General features: G+C 74.2%; 9 protein-coding genes. 6 read left to right on the top strand and 3 right to left on the bottom strand.

Annotated elements, in window-relative coordinates; translation table 11 throughout:
* Positions 1-11: 11 nt before the first annotated feature.
* The 5 genes from AC07AW_RS22910 to AC07AW_RS22890 all read left to right on the top strand — a co-directional run bounded on the left by AC07AW_RS22910 (position 12) and on the right by AC07AW_RS22890 (position 6154).
* A complete protein-coding gene (locus AC07AW_RS22910; protein WP_478817304.1) occupies positions 12-674 on the top strand; it encodes a TetR/AcrR family transcriptional regulator in 663 nt (220 codons plus the stop codon).
* A 75-nt stretch (positions 675-749) separates the two neighbouring features.
* Entirely contained in the window at positions 750-2948 is a 2199-nt protein-coding gene (locus AC07AW_RS22905; RefSeq protein ID WP_478817303.1) for a molybdopterin-dependent oxidoreductase, read from the top strand.
* Positions 2949-3096: 148 nt separating this feature from the next.
* Positions 3097-4539, top strand: coding sequence for a CitMHS family transporter (locus AC07AW_RS22900; protein ID WP_478817302.1), 1443 nt, complete (start codon positions 3097-3099; stop codon positions 4537-4539).
* Positions 4540-4701: 162 nt separating this feature from the next.
* Positions 4702-5430 (top strand): hypothetical protein, encoded by a 729-nt coding sequence (locus AC07AW_RS22895; protein ID WP_478817301.1) that lies wholly within the window; start codon positions 4702-4704, stop codon positions 5428-5430.
* Positions 5417-6154, top strand: coding sequence for a class F sortase (locus AC07AW_RS22890; RefSeq protein ID WP_478817300.1), 738 nt, complete (start codon positions 5417-5419; stop codon positions 6152-6154). Before AC07AW_RS22895 ends, AC07AW_RS22890 begins: the two co-directional genes overlap by 14 nt.
* Positions 6155-6223: 69 nt before the next feature.
* Here AC07AW_RS22890 and AC07AW_RS22885 read toward each other — a convergent pair whose 3' ends face one another.
* From AC07AW_RS22885 to AC07AW_RS22875, 3 genes are all read right to left on the bottom strand, one after another.
* Positions 6224-9571, bottom strand: coding sequence for an ATP-binding protein (locus AC07AW_RS22885; RefSeq protein ID WP_478817299.1), 3348 nt, complete (start codon positions 9569-9571; stop codon positions 6224-6226).
* A 109-nt stretch (positions 9572-9680) separates the two neighbouring features.
* The gene (locus tag AC07AW_RS22880) at positions 9681-12545 is read right to left on the bottom strand and encodes an FG-GAP-like repeat-containing protein (RefSeq protein ID WP_478817298.1); all 2865 of its coding nucleotides are present in this window, start codon (positions 12543-12545) and stop codon (positions 9681-9683) included.
* Positions 12545-15112, bottom strand: coding sequence for a S8 family serine peptidase (locus AC07AW_RS22875; RefSeq protein ID WP_478817297.1), 2568 nt, complete (start codon positions 15110-15112; stop codon positions 12545-12547). The genes AC07AW_RS22880 and AC07AW_RS22875 overlap by 1 nt, the downstream gene beginning before the upstream one ends.
* Positions 15113-15685: 573 nt before the next feature.
* Between AC07AW_RS22875 and AC07AW_RS22870 the strand changes: the two genes are divergently transcribed.
* Positions 15686-17077, top strand: coding sequence for an aldehyde dehydrogenase family protein (locus AC07AW_RS22870; RefSeq protein ID WP_478817296.1), 1392 nt, complete (start codon positions 15686-15688; stop codon positions 17075-17077).
* Positions 17078-17083 lie beyond the last annotated feature (6 nt).

Raw genomic sequence — 17083 nt, 5'->3', positions numbered from 1 at the left:
GGAGCGGCATCATGGACCCCGTGCCCCAGACCCGCCCCCGAACCCAGCCGGCCCTCCGTCGTGCCCCCGTGCAGCAGCGGAGCGCCGAGCGGCTGGCCCGGATCCTCGACGCCTGTGCCGTACTCCTCGACGAGACCGGGTACGAGCAGTTGAGCACCCGCGCCGTCGCCGCCCGCGCCGGCGTCCCCATCGGATCCGTCTACCGCTTCTTCGGCAACAAGCGGGCGATGGTCGCCGCCCTCGCCCACCGGAACCTCGACCGGTACGCCGAGCGGGTCTCGGACCGCCTCGCCGGGGCGCCGATCCTCGACGCGCACGGCGCCATCGACGGCGTCCTCGACGAGTTCATCGAGATGAAGCGGACCGTCCCGGGCTTCGCGCTCGTCGACTTCGGCGTCCCCGCCGCCGCACCCGGAGAAGCCGCGGCGGACGGTCCGGAAGAAGCCGTCGTCGAGGACCCCAACCGGCTCGTCGCCGAACGGCTCTGCGCGCTCCTCGCCACCCATCTGGGCCGCACCGCCGACGAGGACCTGCACCGGAAGGTCCTCGTCGGCGTCGAGACCGCCGACGCCCTCGTCCGGCTCGCGTTCCGCGCGGACCCCGCCGGAGACCCGGCGCTCGTGGCCGAGACGCGGTGCCTGCTCCACGCCTACCTGGTGCCCTCGCTCTCGTGATCTTCCGCAGGCCCCTCCCGTCCGTGCCTACCGGTCGGTAGGCTCGGCGTCACCCGACGCACCCAGGGAGACGCCATGCCCACCGCCCTGCGCATCTGCCCCCTCTGCGAAGCGACCTGCGGACTCACCCTGACCCTCGACGAAAGCCGCGTCACCGGGGCGCGCGGCGACCGCGACGACGTCTTCAGCAAGGGGTTCATCTGCCCCAAAGGAGCCTCCTTCCCCGAGATAGACGCCGACCCCGACCGGCTGCGCACCCCGCTGGTCCGCAAGGACGGCAGACTCCAGGAGGCCACCTGGGCCGAGGCGTTCGACACGATCGCCGCCCGAATCCGCCCGCTCATCGAGGAGTACGGGCCGGACTCGGTGGGTATCGTCCTGGGCAACCCCAACGCGCACACCATCGCCGGCGCCCTCTACCCGCCCCTGCTGATCGGCGCGTTGCGCACCAGGAACCTCTTCACCGCGTCCACGCTCGACCAGATGCCCAAGCACGTCTCCAGCGGACTGCTCTTCGGGGACCCCTTCGCCGTCCCCGTGCCGGACCTGGACCGCACCGACCACCTGCTGATCCTCGGAGCCAACCCGCTGGACTCCAACGGCAGCCTGTGCACCGCCCCCGACTTCCCCGGCAGGCTCAAGGCGCTGCGCCGGCGCGGCGGCACCCTCACCGTCGTCGACCCCCGTCGCACGCGCACCGCCCGCCTCGCCGACCGGCACGTCGCGATCCGCCCCGGCGCCGACGCGCTGCTCCTCGCCGCCCTCGTCCACACCCTCTACGACGAGGAGCTCACCGACCTCGGCCCGCTCGCCGCCCATGTGGAGGGCGTCGAGGAGGTACGGGCCGCGGTGCGGGAGTTCAGCCCCGAGGCGGTCGCCGCCGCCTGCGACGTGGACGCGGACACCATCCGCGCCCTCGCCCGGGAGCTCGCCGCCGCGCCCACCGCCGCCGTCTACGGGCGGATGGGCAGCTCCACCGTGGCGTACGGCAGCCTCGCCAACTGGCTCGTCGACGTCCTCAACGTCCTCACCGGCAACCTCGACCGGCCCGGCGGAGCGCTCTTCCCGCTCTCCGCCACCGCGCCCGCCCCGCGCCCCGCGGGCCCCGGCAGGGGCTTCGCCCTCGGCCGCCGGCACAGCAGGGTCTCGCACCATCCCGAGGCCAAGGGTGAGTTGCCGCTCGTCGCCCTCGCCGAGGAGATCGAGACGCCGGGGGAGGGGCGCATCCGCGCCCTGATCACCGTCGCCGCCAACCCCGTCCTCTCCGCGCCCGACGGGGACCGCCTCGACGGGGCGCTCGGTTCCCTCGACCTGATGGTCGCCGTCGATCCGTACCTCAACGAGACCACCCGCCACGCCGACGTCCTGCTGCCCCCGCCGCCGCCCTCGCGGAGCCCCCACTTCGACTTCGCCTTCAACGCCTTCGCCGTCCGCGACCAGGCCCGCTACACGCCGGCGGCCGTCCCCCTCGAAGCGGACCGCATGGACGAGTGCGAGATCCACGCCCGGCTGATCCTCGCCGTCTCGGGGATGCACGGCGCCCCGCCGTCCGCCGTCGACGACCTCGCCGTCGACACCACCCTCGCCAAGGCCGTGACGCAGGAGCACTCGCCGGCGTACGGCGCGGATCCCAAGGAGTTCGCCGCCCGGCTCACCGGGGCCACCGGGGCCGAGCGGCGACTCGACCTGATGCTGCGGCTCGGCCCGTACGGCCTCACCCTCGACGAGCTGAAGGCGCACCCCCACGGCATCGACCTCGGGCCCCTGAAGCCGCGCCTGCCGGCGCTCCTCAAGACCCGCAGCGGACGGGTCGAACTGTTCCCGGCACCCCTCGCCGCCGACCTGCCCCGGCTGCGCGCCGCCCTCGACGCCGTACCGGAGCCGGGGACCCTCCAGCTCGTCGGGCGCAGGCACCTGCGCTCCAACAACAGCTGGCTGCACAACACCCCCGCCCTGGGCGGGGGTTCGAACCGCTGCACCCTCCAGGTGCACCCCGAGGACGCGGAGCGGCTCCGGCTGGCCGATGGCGGGCTCGCCCGGGTCAAGGGGGAGGGCGGTGAGCTGGAGGTGCCCGTGGAGGTCACCGACGGCGTGCGGCCGGGGGTCGTGAGTCTCCCGCACGGCTGGGGTCACGACCGGCCGGGCACCCGGCTGGCCGTCGCGTCCGCGCGCCCCGGTGTCAACGTCAACCAGCTGCTCGACGGGTCCCGGATCGACCCCCTCTCCGGGACCGCCGTCCTGAACGGTTTCCCGGTGGAGGTGTCGCCCCTGTAGCACGGCTCTGCGTGTCGCCACCGCCGTGACCTGGGGTTTTGCTCGTATTGCTCACGCGTCAACATCTTGTTAACGGCAGAAGAGGGCACCTACCGTCATCCGCACCGCCGCTCGGCGGCAGTTCAAGGGTGAACGTGAGGTGTCCTCCATGCTGACCGTCCTCGGCTTCGCCATGATCGCGACCTTCCTGGTTTTGATCATGCTGAAAAAGATGTCGCCGATCGCGGCGCTCGTACTGATTCCCGCGCTGTTCTGCGTCGCGGTCGGGCAGGGGGCCCAGCTCGGCGACTACGTCATCGAAGGCGTCGGCAAGCTGGCGCCGACCGCCGCGATGCTGATGTTCGCGATCGTCTACTTCGGCGTCATGATCGACGTCGGACTCTTCGACCCGATCGTCCGGGGCATCCTGCGCTTCTGCAAGGCCGACCCCGTGCGGGTCGTCGTGGGTACGGCGGTGCTCGCCGCGATCGTCTCCCTGGACGGCGACGGCTCCACCACGTTCATGATCACCGTTTCGGCGATGTATCCGCTCTACAAGCGGCTCAAGATGAGCCTGGTGGTCATGACGGGTGTCGCCGCCACGGCCAACGGCGTCATGAACACGCTCCCGTGGGGCGGCCCCACCGCCCGCGCGGCGACCGCGCTCAAGCTGGACGCCGGTGACATCTTCGTGCCGATGATCCCCGCGCTCGGCGTGGGCCTGCTCTTCGTCTTCGCCCTGGCGTACGTGCTCGGTCGCCGTGAGCGCAAGCGCATCGGCTACCTGACCCTCGACGAGGTCCTGGCCCCGGAGGCCGACGCGGTGCTGGTGGCGGCGGGCGGCGGCACGGGCGACATCAAGGGCAAGGGCGACACCAAGAGCAAGAGCAAGGGTCAGGCCGGGGGTGCGGCGGCGACGGGTGCCGCGGGCGGCACGGGTTCGGGCGTCGGCGTCGGCGCCGGTGACGGATTCCGGGGGCTCGACCCGAACCGTACGACGCTCCGGCCCAAGCTGTACTGGTTCAACGCCGGTCTCACGATCGCGCTGCTCACCGCGATGATCCTCGAACTGCTGCCGATCCCGGTGCTGTTCCTCCTCGGCGCCGCGCTCGCGCTCACCGTCAACTACCCGAAGATGGCCGAGCAGAAGGAGCGCATCGCCGCCCACGCGGACAACGTCCTCAACGTCACCGGCATGGTCTTCGCCGCCGCCGTCTTCACCGGGGTCCTCACCGGCACGGGCATGGTCAAGCACATGGCCGACTGGCTCGTCGGCGCCATCCCCGAGGGCATGGGCCCGCACATGGCCCTGGTCACCGGCGTGCTGAGCATTCCGCTCACGTACTTCATGTCGAACGACGGCTTCTACTTCGGTGTGCTGCCGGTCCTCGCCGAAGCGGGCGCGGCGCACGGCGTGTCGCCCCTGGAGATCGCCCGGGCCTCGCTGGTCGGCCAGGCCCTGCACATGTCGAGCCCGCTGGTGCCCGCCGTGTACGTGCTCGTCGGCATGGCGAAGGTGGAGTTCGGCGACCACACCAGGTTCACGGTGAAGTGGGCCGCGCTGACCTCGCTGGTCGTGCTCGCGGCCGGGATCCTCTTCGGAATCATCTGACCTGGTCCGGAGTACTCCCCGGCCGCCCGTGGCCGGGAGTGCGCCGGACGGGTGGAAGACGGAGGGTGGCGACGCGTCGCTACCCTCCGTGTCCATGTTGTGACGGATAGTCGGATTATCGCACTAGGCGTCCGATGAGTTCACGACTGGAGGACTTTCCTCATGACGACACCCCCCACCCGCACCCTGCTCCGCGCCACGCTCGCCACCATGGCGCTCAGCGCCGTCACCCTCGGGGGTGCACAGGCGGCCTTCGCCGCGCCCGGCGACGATGGCGACGTCAAGGTCCACCAGTCGACGACGGCCGACACCAGCCCGGTCAACGAGCCCCGCGTCGACTGCCCCTTCCGCCTCGCCGCCCTCAACTTCGACGGCCTCCCGAGCATCGACTACGCCATCTACCCGCAGCCCGGCCCGCCCGGAAACAACCAGGGCAACCCGTTGCGGTCCGGGACCGTCGTGCTCAACACCAACGGTGACGGTGCCGCGGGACCGATCTCCCTGCCGATCGGCATGTACAAGGTCGAATGGACCTGGGAGGGCAAGCTCGGCGCACCGAAGTCGAAGGTCTTCAACGTCATCAGCAACTGCCAGAACAACGGCAACGGAGGCAACGGGAACGGCGGCAACGGGAACGGCGGTAACGGCAACGGAGGCAACGGCAACGGCGGCAACGGCAACGGAGGCAACGGCAACGGAGGCAACGGCGGCCACGGACACGGCAGGCCCCCGCACGGCCCGGTCGGCGCGGGCGGCGGCGGCAGCGCGCAGCTCGCCGCCGAGGACTCCTCCGCCTTCGGCGTCGGGGCGGCCGTCGCCGCCGGCCTCGCCGGCACGGCCGGACTGGTCCTGATCCGCCGCTCGCGCCGCCGCGACAATGGCGCCGCGTAGGTCCCGCTTCACGCGCAGGCAGCGGCGCCTGCTCCGGCTCACCAGGACCGTGGTCGTGACCACCGTCCTGGTGACCGGGGGCGTCTGGTGGACCGGTGACGAGGAACCGGCCGCCCCGCCGCTCGCCGCAGGCCCCGCCGCTTCCGGCCGGGCGACGGCGGCGGCCGGAGCACCCGCCGCCCTGGACCACAAGGCGAAGACCAGGGCGCTGCCCAAGGCCAGGCCCACGCCGCGGCCCGCGCCCCCGCCCGCGCCGCTGGCCCGCTCGCGCCCCGTCACCGTCGCCGTCCCGGCCATCACCATCGAGGCCCCCGTGATCGAGCTCGGCCTCGACGCCACCGGCCGGCTCGGCACACCGCCCGTCGACGACCCCCGCGTCGTCGGCTGGTACGCCAAGGGGCCCGCCCCCGGCGAGCGCGGGACCGCCGTCGTCGTCGGTCACCGCGACACCCGCACCGGGCCCGCCGTCTTCCTCAACCTCAACTCGCTCAGCGCCGGCAACACCGTCCGGGTCGCCCGCGCCGACGGCAAGGTCGCCGTCTTCACGGTCGACCGGATCCGGACGTTCGCCAAGAGCGACTTCCCCGACAAGGAGGTGTACGGAGACACCGGGCGGCCCGAACTCCGGCTGCTCACCTGCGGTGGAACCTTCGACCGAGGCAAGGGCTACGAGGCGAACATCGTCGTCTTCGCCCACCTCACCGAGATCGCCCAGAAGATCTGACCACCGCCACGAACCCACGCCCCCGGCCGACGGAATCCAGCCGCTCCGTCGGCCGGGGCGTGCACGGCGTCAGACCGGCCCGGGCGCGCCGTCCGTCCACCTCACCCCGCGGGCCCACGCCACCCGGCGCGCGCCCGCCGGATACGGCAGGGCCTCCGCCAGGGCGGCCGCCCGGTCGAAGCCGGCCGCCGACTCCCGCTCCCGGCCGAGCGCGGCGAGCGCGGCGGCGTGCGCCGTACGGGCCTCCGTCTCCGCGAGCCGCTCCCCGGCCCGTTCCGCACGCTCCACCTCGACTCCCGCCGTCTCGGCGGCCTCCGCGGACCGGCCGCACGCGAGGAGGGCCCAGGCCGTCAGATGCGCGGCACCGGTCTCCCGGCAGTCCGCGAGCAGCCGCAGCGCCTCCTCGGGCCTGCCCTCCCGCACGGCCAGTTCGGCGCGCGCGAACCGCACCTCGTACCCGGCCTGGTGGTCCCCCTGGGCCCGGGCCGTCCGTTCGGCCGGATCGAGGAGTTCGCCACCGCCCGGCTCGGCCGCCCGCATCCGCACCCTGGCGAGCGCCACCAGGGCGTACGGCGCGCACCACCCGGCGTGCGAACCGGTGTCCCGCACCGCCGTCTCGGCCAGCTCCTGCGCCTCCTCCACCTCCTCCACGAGAAGGTGGAGCTCCGCGAGGTTCGCCCGCTCGAAGACCGTCGCCGTCGGATCGCCCGAGCGCTCCGCCAGCGCGAGCGCGCGGCGGCCCGTGTCGATCGCCTCCCGCAGCCGCCCCGCCCGCCGGGCCGTCTCGCGCAGCACCGAGAGCACCGAGGTGAGCAGCTGCGGATCGCCGTACGCCTCCGCGTGCGGCAGCGCCCGGTCCGCGACCGGCCCCGCCTGCCCGAAGCGGCCCGCGAGCCCCAGCGAGGTCGCCTGCGCCGCGAGCGCCCTGGCGAGCAGCCCGCGCCGCTCCGGTCCCGTCACCGCCTGCGCCGCGTCCTCCGCGGCCCGCGCGGCGACGACCCCCTCCTCGTACCGGCCCGCGACGAAGCACAGCACGCCGCGGGAGAGATGGTGGGCGCTCGCGACCTCCGCCGGGGTGTCCGGGGAGGGCGGGCAGGAGTCGAGCAGCCGGAAGCCGTCCTCCGTGCCCCGGGTCTTCGGCATGAGCTCCGCGAGCCGCGCCGCCGCCAGGACACGGCCGTCCGCGTCCCCGCGCCGGCCCAGCTCCTCCAGCGCCTCGCCGAGCAGCCGCGCCGCCTCGTCGAACCGGCCGAGCCGGCGCAGCACGGCGCTGCGGTCGATCCGGGCCCGGGCCGAGTCGGCGGCCAGCGCGTCGAGCCGGTCGGTGAGTTCGGCGTAGTAGCGGTCGGCCGTGTCATTGGCGTAGAGCGCCGCCGCCCGCTCGGCGGCCTGCCGCAGATAGCCGGTGGCGCGCGGGTCGTCCGCCCGGGTCAGATGGGCGGCCAGCGTGTCCACGGCCTCCGGGCGGCGGCGGAGCACGGCCTCCGCGTACGCCGAGTGCAGCAGCCGGCGGCGGGCCGCCGACAGGCCCTCGTAGCAGGTGAGCCGCACCAGCGGATGACGGAAGGCGAGTCCGGCGACCGGCCGGCCCTCGGAGACCACCTGCCGCTCCTCGACCACCGAGGCGGCGACGGCCGCCTCCACGGCCTCCGTGGCCTCGGCCGCCGAGAGCCGCGGATGCCCGCCGCGCCGGGCCACGTCGAGGACCTCGGTGAGGGCCGCGTCCTGACCGGCGACCGCGACCGCGTCCACCACCCGTCGGGCCTCGGGGCCGAGCCGGCCGAGGCGCTCGGCCACCAGCTGGCGCACGCCCTCGGGGGCGCCGGCCCGGCCGTCCCCGTCCCGGACCGCACGCGCCAGTTCGAGCGCGAACAGCGGGTTGCCGAGGGACAGTTCCCACACCCGCTCGGGGGCGGGGCTGCCGGTGCCCAGCGCGTCGGCCGTCAGGGCCAGACAGGCCCCGCGGGAGAGCCGGGGGAGTTCGACCGCGCCCGCCAGCGTCTGGCGGACCAGCAGATCGAGCACCTGGCGGCGCGGGTCGGCGGCGGGAAGTTCCTCCGGGCGGACAGTGGCGAGAAATCGCCAAGCCCTTCCGGACTCCCGGGCCCGGCGGGCAAGATGGCCGAGGAGCTGGAACGAGCCCGCGTCCCCCGCGTGGAGGTCGTCCAGCACCACCATGACGGGCCGCTCCGACGCCAGTTCACCGAGCAGCCCCGCCGTCGCCCGGAACAGCCGGTCCCGCTCCTCCTCGGGACTGCGCCCACCCCCGGCGGGCACCCGCCCCAAGGACGGCAGGAGCGCCGCCAGTTCGGGATACTCCGCCCCCGTCCTGGCCCGCTCCGCAGTCGGCCGGCCGGCAAGCCAGCCGTCCAGCGCCTCGGCGAACGGGCCGTACGGCGTGTGCCCCTCCGCGTCGTGGCCCGCGCCCCACAGCACGGCCGTACCCTCGGCGGCCGCCCGCCGGGCCACCTCCCCGGCCAGCCGCGTCTTGCCGAGCCCGGCCTCCCCGGTGAGCAGGAGTACGGGCGGGGAGCCGGCGGCGAGCAGTCGGGCGAGGAGCTCGTCCCGGCCGCGCAGCGGAGTGCCGGGCGGCCGGCGCACCACGGCCGGCAGAGTGGGCCCCACCGACCGGGAGGCCGGCGGGGTGGTGGCGAGCGCCGCCCGGTGCAGCCGCTCCGTCTCCGGTCCCGGCCGCACGCCGAACTCCGCGTCCAGCGCCTCCCGGCACAGGTGGTACTGGGCGACCGCCCGCCGGCGCAGCCCCTGCCGGACGTACGCCTCGATCAGGAGCCGGTGCGCCTCCTCCTCGGCGGGGGCCGCCATCAGGACCTGCTCGGCCGCCGCCACCGCCTCCTCGGGGCAGTCGGCCGCCAGATGGGCGGCGGCAAGGGCGACCAGGGTGCGTTCCCGCAGGGCGGTCAGCCGCTCGCGGCGGGCCACCGCCCAGGGCGCGTACCGGTCCTCGGGCAGCAGGTCGCCCGTGAACGCCTCCACGGCGGCCGCGAGTCCGGCGCGCCCGCCGTGGGCGAGTGCCGCCTCCGCGAGGGCCTCGGCCTCGTCGGCGTCGATCCGTACCGTCCGCGGATCGAGGCGCAGCAGTGCGCCCTCGCCCGTCAGATAGGAGGAGGCCGCCCGGGGCGCCAGCTCGGGTTCGATCGCCCGGCGGGCCGCGTGGAGCGCCACCCGCAGACTACCGAGCGCGGCCTGCGGATCCGCGTCCGGCCAGCAGATCTCCAGCGCCTGCTCACGGTGGAGGCTGTGCCCGGGGGAGACCGCGAGCAGCTTCACCAGCGTCCGGGCGCTCGGGCGCGGCCACCGCTCGGAGAGCGGCGGCCCGCCGTCCCGGTCCACCCGGAACCCGCCGAGGAGGTGCACCCGCAGCACCGGAGGTGCGCCCGCTGGTATGTCTGCGCTCATGAGGGCGCCCACTGTAATGGGTGGCCCGTGCACCGGAATGGTGCGGTCCGGGGAAAGCCGGAGGCCCCCGGCCGGTGGTCCGGACGGGGGCCTCGGGGCGGTGCGTGGGTTACTGGGCGGTCAGGCGGCCCGTCACCATGCCGTGCATCTGGTCGTCCGACAGCAGGTAGCGTCCGCCGGACAGCTCGATCGTCCGGTCGAAGCCGGTGTCGTCCTTGCCCAGGCCGACGACCTCGTCCACCCCGTCGCCGTCGAGGTCCGCGACGACCAGGTTCTGCGTCGCGTACCCGGCCAGCTTGGTCAGGTGGTTCGGGTAGGGGTGGCCGGCGGTGAGCACCGCCGGGTCCCACACGTAGGCCGCACCCTCGGTGCCGCCGACGATCAGCCGCCGGCCGCCCGGGCCGGTCGCGAACTCCGCCCGGTGCAGGGTCGGCAGCGTGTAGGTCTCGTACTCCTGGCCGTCCTTGGCGAAGGTGCGCAGCGAGGCCGTGCCGGCGAGGACGAGGCCCTCGTCGCCGGTGAACCAGTTGCCGAGCGTCCAGGCGCCGCCGCCGGTCGTGGTGCGCACGACCTGCCCGGTGCGCAGGTCACGGAACTCGAAGAAGGTGACCCAGAAGCCGTCCTGCCGCGCGATCCAGGAGTAGACGGCCGCGTGCCCGTCGGCGTACGGGATGCCGGGCGAGGCGTACACCCCGTGGTAGAGCTGCGCCGCGTAGACCTTCGTGTCCGGGTCGCCGGTCCAGGTCGGGTCCGCCGACCAGAGGACCTTGCCCGTACGGGCGTCGAGCGCCGTCCCGCCGACCACGGCGGTCCCGTCGCTCACACCGCGCGTCTGGTACGAGCCGAGGACCTTGCCCTCGGCGACGGCGAGGTCGGAGAAGACCAGGCCGGGCGCGGGCGCGTACTCCCAGAGCGCGTGCCCGTCGCCGGCGTAGGCGCGCACCGCGTCGGTCGGCACGAGGATCTCGTCGTCACCGTCCCCGTCGAGGTCCCCGACCGTCACCGAGCGGACGAACTGCCCCTCGCCGTCGATGGTCCTGCGCACCCGGCCGGTGCCGGAGTCGACGACCACCGCCGCCGTGTCGGCCGCGACGACGAGCTCGTCACGCCGGCCGTCGCCGTCGGTGTCGGCGATCCGGATGTCGCCCTGCACGGAGCCCGGCAGGGTCGTCCGCCACAGCAGACGGGGCTTCCCGGAGGCGAGGGAGGGGCCGTCGTAGGCCCACAGGCCCTGGGACTGGCCGCCGACGATCACGTCCTTGCGTCCGTCGCCGTTCACATCGGCGGCGAGGCCGGTGGTCAGGTTCGCCTGGAGCGGGGTGACGGAGGTCTGCCGCCCGCTGCCGAGCCCGTACGAGCGGATGTTCTGCTCGCTGTCGACGGTCCGGACCCGCCACTCGTCGCCCTCGCGGTACGGCTGGGCGTAGATCGGGGAGGCGTCCGCGCCCTTGTGCTGCCAGCGGACCTCCCCGTCCCGGCCGTTCAGCGCGGCCAGGGTGCCGAAGCGGGTGCCGCCCGGGTTGGCGGCGGACTCCTTGCCCTCGGTGGTGAAGTACGAGGCGAGGACCTTGCCGTCGACGATCTTCAGACCGAGCGCGGAGTCGCCGTCCTTGGCGTTGTCCGCGCCGCGCTTCACGGTGTGGGACCAGAGCTCGGCCGCGTCGCCGCCGTCCAGGGCGCGGACGGTCGCGGTGTTGACGTACAGGTACTCGTCGAGCGTCGACTCGCTGATCGCGTACTCCGGCGCCTCGTCCCCGCGCAGCTGGCCGATCCGCAGCCCGATCCCGAGCGCGTTGACGCGGGTGTCGAGGGTGGTGCGGGTGCCGTCGGCCGGGTCGTAGGCGGCGAGTTCGTACCGTACGCCGTCCCGGTAGTCCGCCTGCTCCAGGGCGACCAGACGCCGGCGGGCCGGGTCGTAGGCCAGCTGGCGGGAGTACAGCTCGTTGTCCGTCCGCCAGATCACCGAGCCGTCGGCCGTGTCGAGGACCAGGGTGCGGCCCATGGCGGGGGCCGTCGCCGTCTTCTTCACGTACCAGGAGACCGCGACGCGTCCGTTCCCCAGGGGGAGGGTGGAGCCCCATCGGCCGTTGCGCTGCCCCGTCTCGTAGCTCCAGGTCGCCGAGGGGGAGAGCTTCCCGTCGGCGTACGAGAAGCGGAAGGCACGGAGGGCGGCGGTGGCGTCCTTCGCGGAGTTGAGGTTGGTCGAGGGCTGGTCGCCGACGAGCAGGGTGTCGCCGACCAGCGTGACCTGCTGGGCGTCGGCGAAGAGTTTCGACCACAGCGTCCGGCCGGTGGCGCCGTCGAGGACGGTGACGAAGGTGCCCGTGGTGAGCGGCGAGCCGGGGGAGGTGAAGGGGCGGTACGGGCTGGTGCCGACGTCGGCGGTGAAGACGACGTCCGCGACGCCGTCGCCGGTGAGGTCGCCCTGCGCCCAGCCCCGGTCGGAGCTGTCCGCGAAGGGGCTGTTGGCGTGGAAGCCGGTGGTGATCCGGGCCGGGTACGGCTCGGTCTGCCACGGCCGGATGTTCGTGACCTGCCAGTCCGCGTAGAGCGAGGCGTTGTCCCGCTTCCAGACCGTGCGGCCGTCCGCGGCGAGCCGGGTGACGGTGCCGAGGCTGTGCACGGCGAGGAAGTCGCCCTGCCCGCCGTCGAGCTGGGCGGTGTCGGCCTGGCCCCGGTAGGTCTCCACGGCGGAGGCCTGGCCGAGGCTCACACCGGCGGTGGAGTCGTCCTCGGTGGCCGCCGCGGCGGGGCCGGTGGACTGCTCGTTCTGCGGGGTGACGTCCAGGGGCTGCGGGGCCTCGGCGCGCTGCTCCAGGGCGTCGGCCTGGGCGTCGGTGAGGATGCGCGCGCCGTCGGGGGCGACGGGTTCGCCGGCCGCGTGGGCGGCGGTCGCGGGGAGTGCGGTGAGGGCGAGGCCTGCCGCGACGAGGGCGGAGGCGAGGCGCACGCCGCGCCGGGAACGGTGGGTCATCACGCCGCCTTCGGGAAGATACGGAGGGCCGAACGGTCCTTCAGGACCGGTTCGTCGAAGGAGTACTGGAGGGCGTCCGTCCCGGCCTGGTTCTCGATGCCGACGGTCGCGCCGCCGCCGGCCTCCAGGGGGTCGGCGCCGATCGACTGGTACTGCAGGACGATCGCGCCGGTCGCCTCCTCGAAGACGGCCTCGAAGGTGACGCGCTTGCCGGTGTCGGCGGCGAAGGCCGCGTTCTCCCAGAGGATCGTGAACCTGCGCTGCCCGGCGGTCCCGCTGGTCCCGGTCCTGACCGCCGACTTGGCGTCCAGGGTCAGGTCGTCCCAGTACGCGGCGAGGATGCCGTTCGGCTGGCCGGGGGAGGGCAGCGCGGTGTTGGCGTAGTCGCCGAGCCGCGGGGCCAGGAAGTTGACCAGGCCGTTGGTGGTGACGCTCGCCTGGCTGTACGTGACGCCGTAGAAGGAGACGGGGAACGGCAGGGCGATCGTCTTCGCGTTCTCGTCGCCGGAGAGCGCGAGCTTCGTCGACGCGGTGGTCCAGGCGTACGAGGCGGGCAGGCAGCCGTTGCCGGACGCGTCGGTACGGGCGGGCAGCGCGGCCGTCACGCTCTCGTCGCCGTCCACCGGGAGGACGGCCTGGTAGGTGCCGTTGCAGAGGACGGGCGCGGCCGGGGTCGCGGTGAGGGTGAAGGAGCCCTCGGCGACGGCCGGGAAGCGGAAGGCGCCGGAGGCGTCGGTGACGACCGGGGCGAGCGGCGCGTCCGTGAAGCGGACGGTGGCGCCCTTCAGGGGCTTTCCGGTGACGTCGAGGACGGTGCCGGTGACGGCGTGCGCGGGCACGGCGTCCAGGGCGAGGTCGTGGGAGAGGGCCTGGCCGGTGGTGACGGTGAGGCCGTTCTCGGTGAGGTCCCGGTAGCCGTAGCCGCCGGCGGTGAGGGTGTACGTGCCGGCGGGGAGTGTCAGCCGGTAGGCGCCGGCCGCGTCGGTGGTCACCGTGCGCCGGGTCCCGTCGGAGGAGGCGGAGTCCGAGGCGGCGGCCGTGACGGTGACTCCGGCGAGCGGGGAGCCGGTGGCGCGGTCGGTGACCGTGCCGGTGACGGTGGCCGCGGTGTGCGGGGCGCGGTCCACGGCGGCGAGGACGTCCAGCTTGCCCTCGCCCCACACGTTGTTGGCGGCCGCGGTGCCGCCGCAGTGGGTGTCGTCGACGTCACGGGCGGAGCCGTTCAGGGCGGCCCGGGTGGCGTCGATGTCGCCGATGAGGGAGGGCGCCGAGGACCAGAGCAGGGCGACGGCGCCGGCGACGTGCGGGGTCGCCATCGACGTACCGGAGATCGCGCGGTAGGTGCCGCCCGGCCAGGAGGAGCGGACGTCGACGCCCGGGGCCGAGATGTTCGGCTTCATCGAGCCGTCGACGAGGGAGGGGCCGAAGCCGGAGAACGAGGCGATCTTCCCGTTCACGTCGTAGGCGCCGACGCCGTAGGCCGGGGCCTGGGCGCCGGGGGCCTCGGTGGTGGAGCAGCTGACGCCGTTGCCGGAGTTGCCGGCCGCGAAGGCCTCGAAGATCCCGGCGGCGTTCCAGGAGGTGATGATGTCCTGGTAGAAGGTGGTGTTCCCGCCGCCCCAGGAGTTGTTGACGATGTCCGGGGCGAGGTCGGGGCGCGGGTTCCGCCCGTTGCGGTCGGTCGGCGCGAGGATCCACTGACCCGACTTCAGGAGCGCGGAGTCGGAGCAGCTGCGGGCCTCGCAGCCCTTGGCCGCGATCCACTTCGCCCCGGGGGCGACGCCGACGCCGCCCGCGCCGGCGATGGTGCCCATGGTGTGGGTGCCGTGGCCGTTGTTGTCGCAGGGCGTGCCGCCGGTGCACTGGCCGGTCGGGTCGTACCAGTTGTAGTCGTGGCTGAAGGTGCCGTCGCCGAGGTTGCCCCGGTAGTTGCCCTTCAGGGCGGGGTGGTCGAACTGCACGCCCGAGTCGACGTTCGCGACGACGATGCCCTCGCCGCGGTTGTCGTACTGCGACCAGACCTGGTCGGCCTTGATGTCCTTGACGCCCCACTCGGGGGTCACGGCCTCCTCGGCGGCCGTGGAGCTCTGCTCGACGGTGTCGAGGGCGTAGTGCCGCTCTTGGCGGAGGGCCGCCACATCGGGGCGGGCGGCGAGCTGCTCGACGAGGGCCTTGCCGCCGGTGACCTTGACGGCGTTGGCGATCCAGTACGACTCGTAGCCGACCTTGGCGCGGTCGAGGAAGCGGGTGAGGGAGGCCTGGCTGCGGCCGGCCTCGGCCCGCAGGGTCTCGAAGGCCGTCCGGGCCTTCTTCTCGTGACCGCGCTGGGCGCGGGCCCGGGAGAGGTCGGCGCGCTCGGCGAGGACCACGAAGAACGTCGCCTCGCCGCCCGCGTCGACGGTCGCGGTGACACCGGGGTCGACGGTGGCGTGGGGGGAGGGTGCGGAGGCCGGTGCCGCCGTCGCGGCGGGCGCCGCGAGCAGGGCCGCGGCGGTGGCGGCGGCCGCGGCCCAGGCGGTGGTTCCGCGCCGGAGGGGTGACCGGAGCGGCGAGCGGGGCGGGTGCATGTGGGTGGCTCCTCCATCGCTGGTACGGGGGAAGCCGGCGCCCCGCCGCCCCGGGGCCTCGGCGGGAGGCTCGACGGGCGGTGGGGCGGGCTCGGTCGGGGACGCTAGGACCGGGGCGTTACTGGGGAATTACTGACGCGCGCGGCCTGCGGCCCGCGGCCGTTGTGGGCATGCGTTCCGCCGGGGCGGTGCCCCCCCGTTGTGGGCATGCGTTCCGCCGGGGCGGAACGGGTGGGCACAACGGACGGCGCCCTTGCCGGCGCCAGAGGCTTCAGCGCCTGAACCCGCACCGGCAGTGCGCCCACCTGGTGGTGCGGGTCCAGGCTCGGAAGGCGGAGGCGCCGCTAAGGGCGCCGTCCCGTGTGCCCACCCTCCCCCAAGCTCTCGGCTTCGCTCGAGCAGGGGGGATCCCCATCGCCCCAGCGGGACGATTGCCCACACGGGGGGCAAGGCGGCACGATCGTGCCGTGCCGCCCAGTGAGACCGGGGGCACTCCGGTGGGATCTGGCGCGCGAAAACTAACAGCGCTAGTTTGGGGCGGACGAGGAAGCGGCGACGCAGAGGAGACAGCAGATGAAGGCCCACGACGCGATGTACATCGGCGGGGAGTGGCGCCCCGCCTCCTCCACGGACACCGTCCCGGTGATCAACCCGGCGGACGAGCAGGTCATCGGCCACGTCCCGGCCGGCACCGCCGAGGACGTCGACGCCGCCGTCCGCGCCGCCCGCGCCGCGCTCCCCGGCTGGGCGGCCACCCCGCCCGCCGAGCGCGGAGCCCGTATCGCCGCCCTCCGCGACGCGCTCGCCGCCCGCGCCGAGGAGATCGCCGCCACGGTCACCGCCGAGCTCGGCGCCCCGCCGCAGCTCGCCGCCGCCGTCCACGCCGGACTGCCGATCGCCGTCGCCGGCTCGTACGCCGAACTCGCCGCCACCCACCCCTTCGAGGAGAAGGTCGGCAACTCCACGGTCTACGCCGAGCCGGTCGGCGTCGTCGCCGCGATCACCCCCTGGAACTACCCGCTCCACCAGATCGTCGCCAAGGTCGCCCCGGCCCTCGCCGCCGGCTGCACCACGGTCCTCAAGCCCGCCGAGGACACCCCGCTCACCGCCCAGCTCTTCGCCGAGGCCGTCCACGAGGCCGGTCTGCCCGCCGGCGTCTTCAACCTGGTCACCGGCCTCGGCCCGGTCGCCGGGCAGGCGCTCGCCGAGCACCCCGACGTGGACCTCGTCTCCTTCACCGGCTCCACCGTCGTAGGAAAGAAGATCGGCGCCCTCGCCGGCGGTGCCGTCAAGCGGGTCGCGCTCGAACTCGGCGGCAAGTCCGCCAACGTGATCCTCCCGAGCGCGGACCTCGCCAAGGCCGTCGCCGTCGGCATCGCCAACGTCATGTCCAACTCCGGCCAGACGTGCAGCGCCTGGACCCGGATACTGATCCCCGCCGACCGGTACGAGGAGGCGGTGGCGCTCGCCGCCGAGGCCGTCGCCAAGTACGTCCCCGGCGAGCGCGTCGGCCCCCTCGTCAACGCCAAGCAGCAGCAGCGGGTGCGCGGCTACATCGAGAAGGGCATCGAGGAGGGCGCCCGGCTCGTCGCCGGCGGCCCCGAGGCGCCGCGCGAGACCGGCTACTACGTCTCCCCGACCGTCTTCGCCGACGTCACCCCCGACATGACCATCGCCCAGGAGGAGATCTTCGGCCCGGTCGTCTCGCTCCTGAAGTACGAGGACGAGGACGAGGCCCTCGCCATCGCCAACGGCACCGTCTACGGCCTCGGGGGAGCCGTCTGGGGCGAGCAGGCCGAGGCCGTCGCCTTCGCCCGCCGCATGGACACCGGCCAGGTCGACATCAACGGCGGCCGCTTCAACCCGCTGGCCCCCTTCGGCGGGTACAAGCAGTCCGGCGTCGGCCGGGAGCTCGGCGCGCACGGCCTCGCCGAGTACCTCCAGACCAAGTCCCTGCAGTTCTGAGCGCAG

Source organism: Streptomyces sp. NPDC044003, from assembly GCF_056435185.1.
The sequence above is the reverse complement of the archived record's forward strand: the minus strand, read 5'-3'. Positions and strand labels throughout refer to the sequence as shown.

Coding starts and splice junctions, on each gene's coding strand:
- AC07AW_RS22910 (WP_478817304.1), top strand. CDS start 12: ATGGACCCCGTGCCCCAGACCCGCCCCCGAACCCAGCCGGCCCTCCGT.
- AC07AW_RS22905 (WP_478817303.1), top strand. CDS start 750: ATGCCCACCGCCCTGCGCATCTGCCCCCTCTGCGAAGCGACCTGCGGA.
- AC07AW_RS22900 (WP_478817302.1), top strand. CDS start 3,097: ATGCTGACCGTCCTCGGCTTCGCCATGATCGCGACCTTCCTGGTTTTG.
- AC07AW_RS22895 (WP_478817301.1), top strand. CDS start 4,702: ATGACGACACCCCCCACCCGCACCCTGCTCCGCGCCACGCTCGCCACC.
- AC07AW_RS22890 (WP_478817300.1), top strand. CDS start 5,417: ATGGCGCCGCGTAGGTCCCGCTTCACGCGCAGGCAGCGGCGCCTGCTC.
- AC07AW_RS22885 (WP_478817299.1), bottom strand. CDS start 9,571: ATGAGCGCAGACATACCAGCGGGCGCACCTCCGGTGCTGCGGGTGCAC.
- AC07AW_RS22880 (WP_478817298.1), bottom strand. CDS start 12,545: ATGACCCACCGTTCCCGGCGCGGCGTGCGCCTCGCCTCCGCCCTCGTC.
- AC07AW_RS22875 (WP_478817297.1), bottom strand. CDS start 15,112: ATGCACCCGCCCCGCTCGCCGCTCCGGTCACCCCTCCGGCGCGGAACC.
- AC07AW_RS22870 (WP_478817296.1), top strand. CDS start 15,686: ATGAAGGCCCACGACGCGATGTACATCGGCGGGGAGTGGCGCCCCGCC.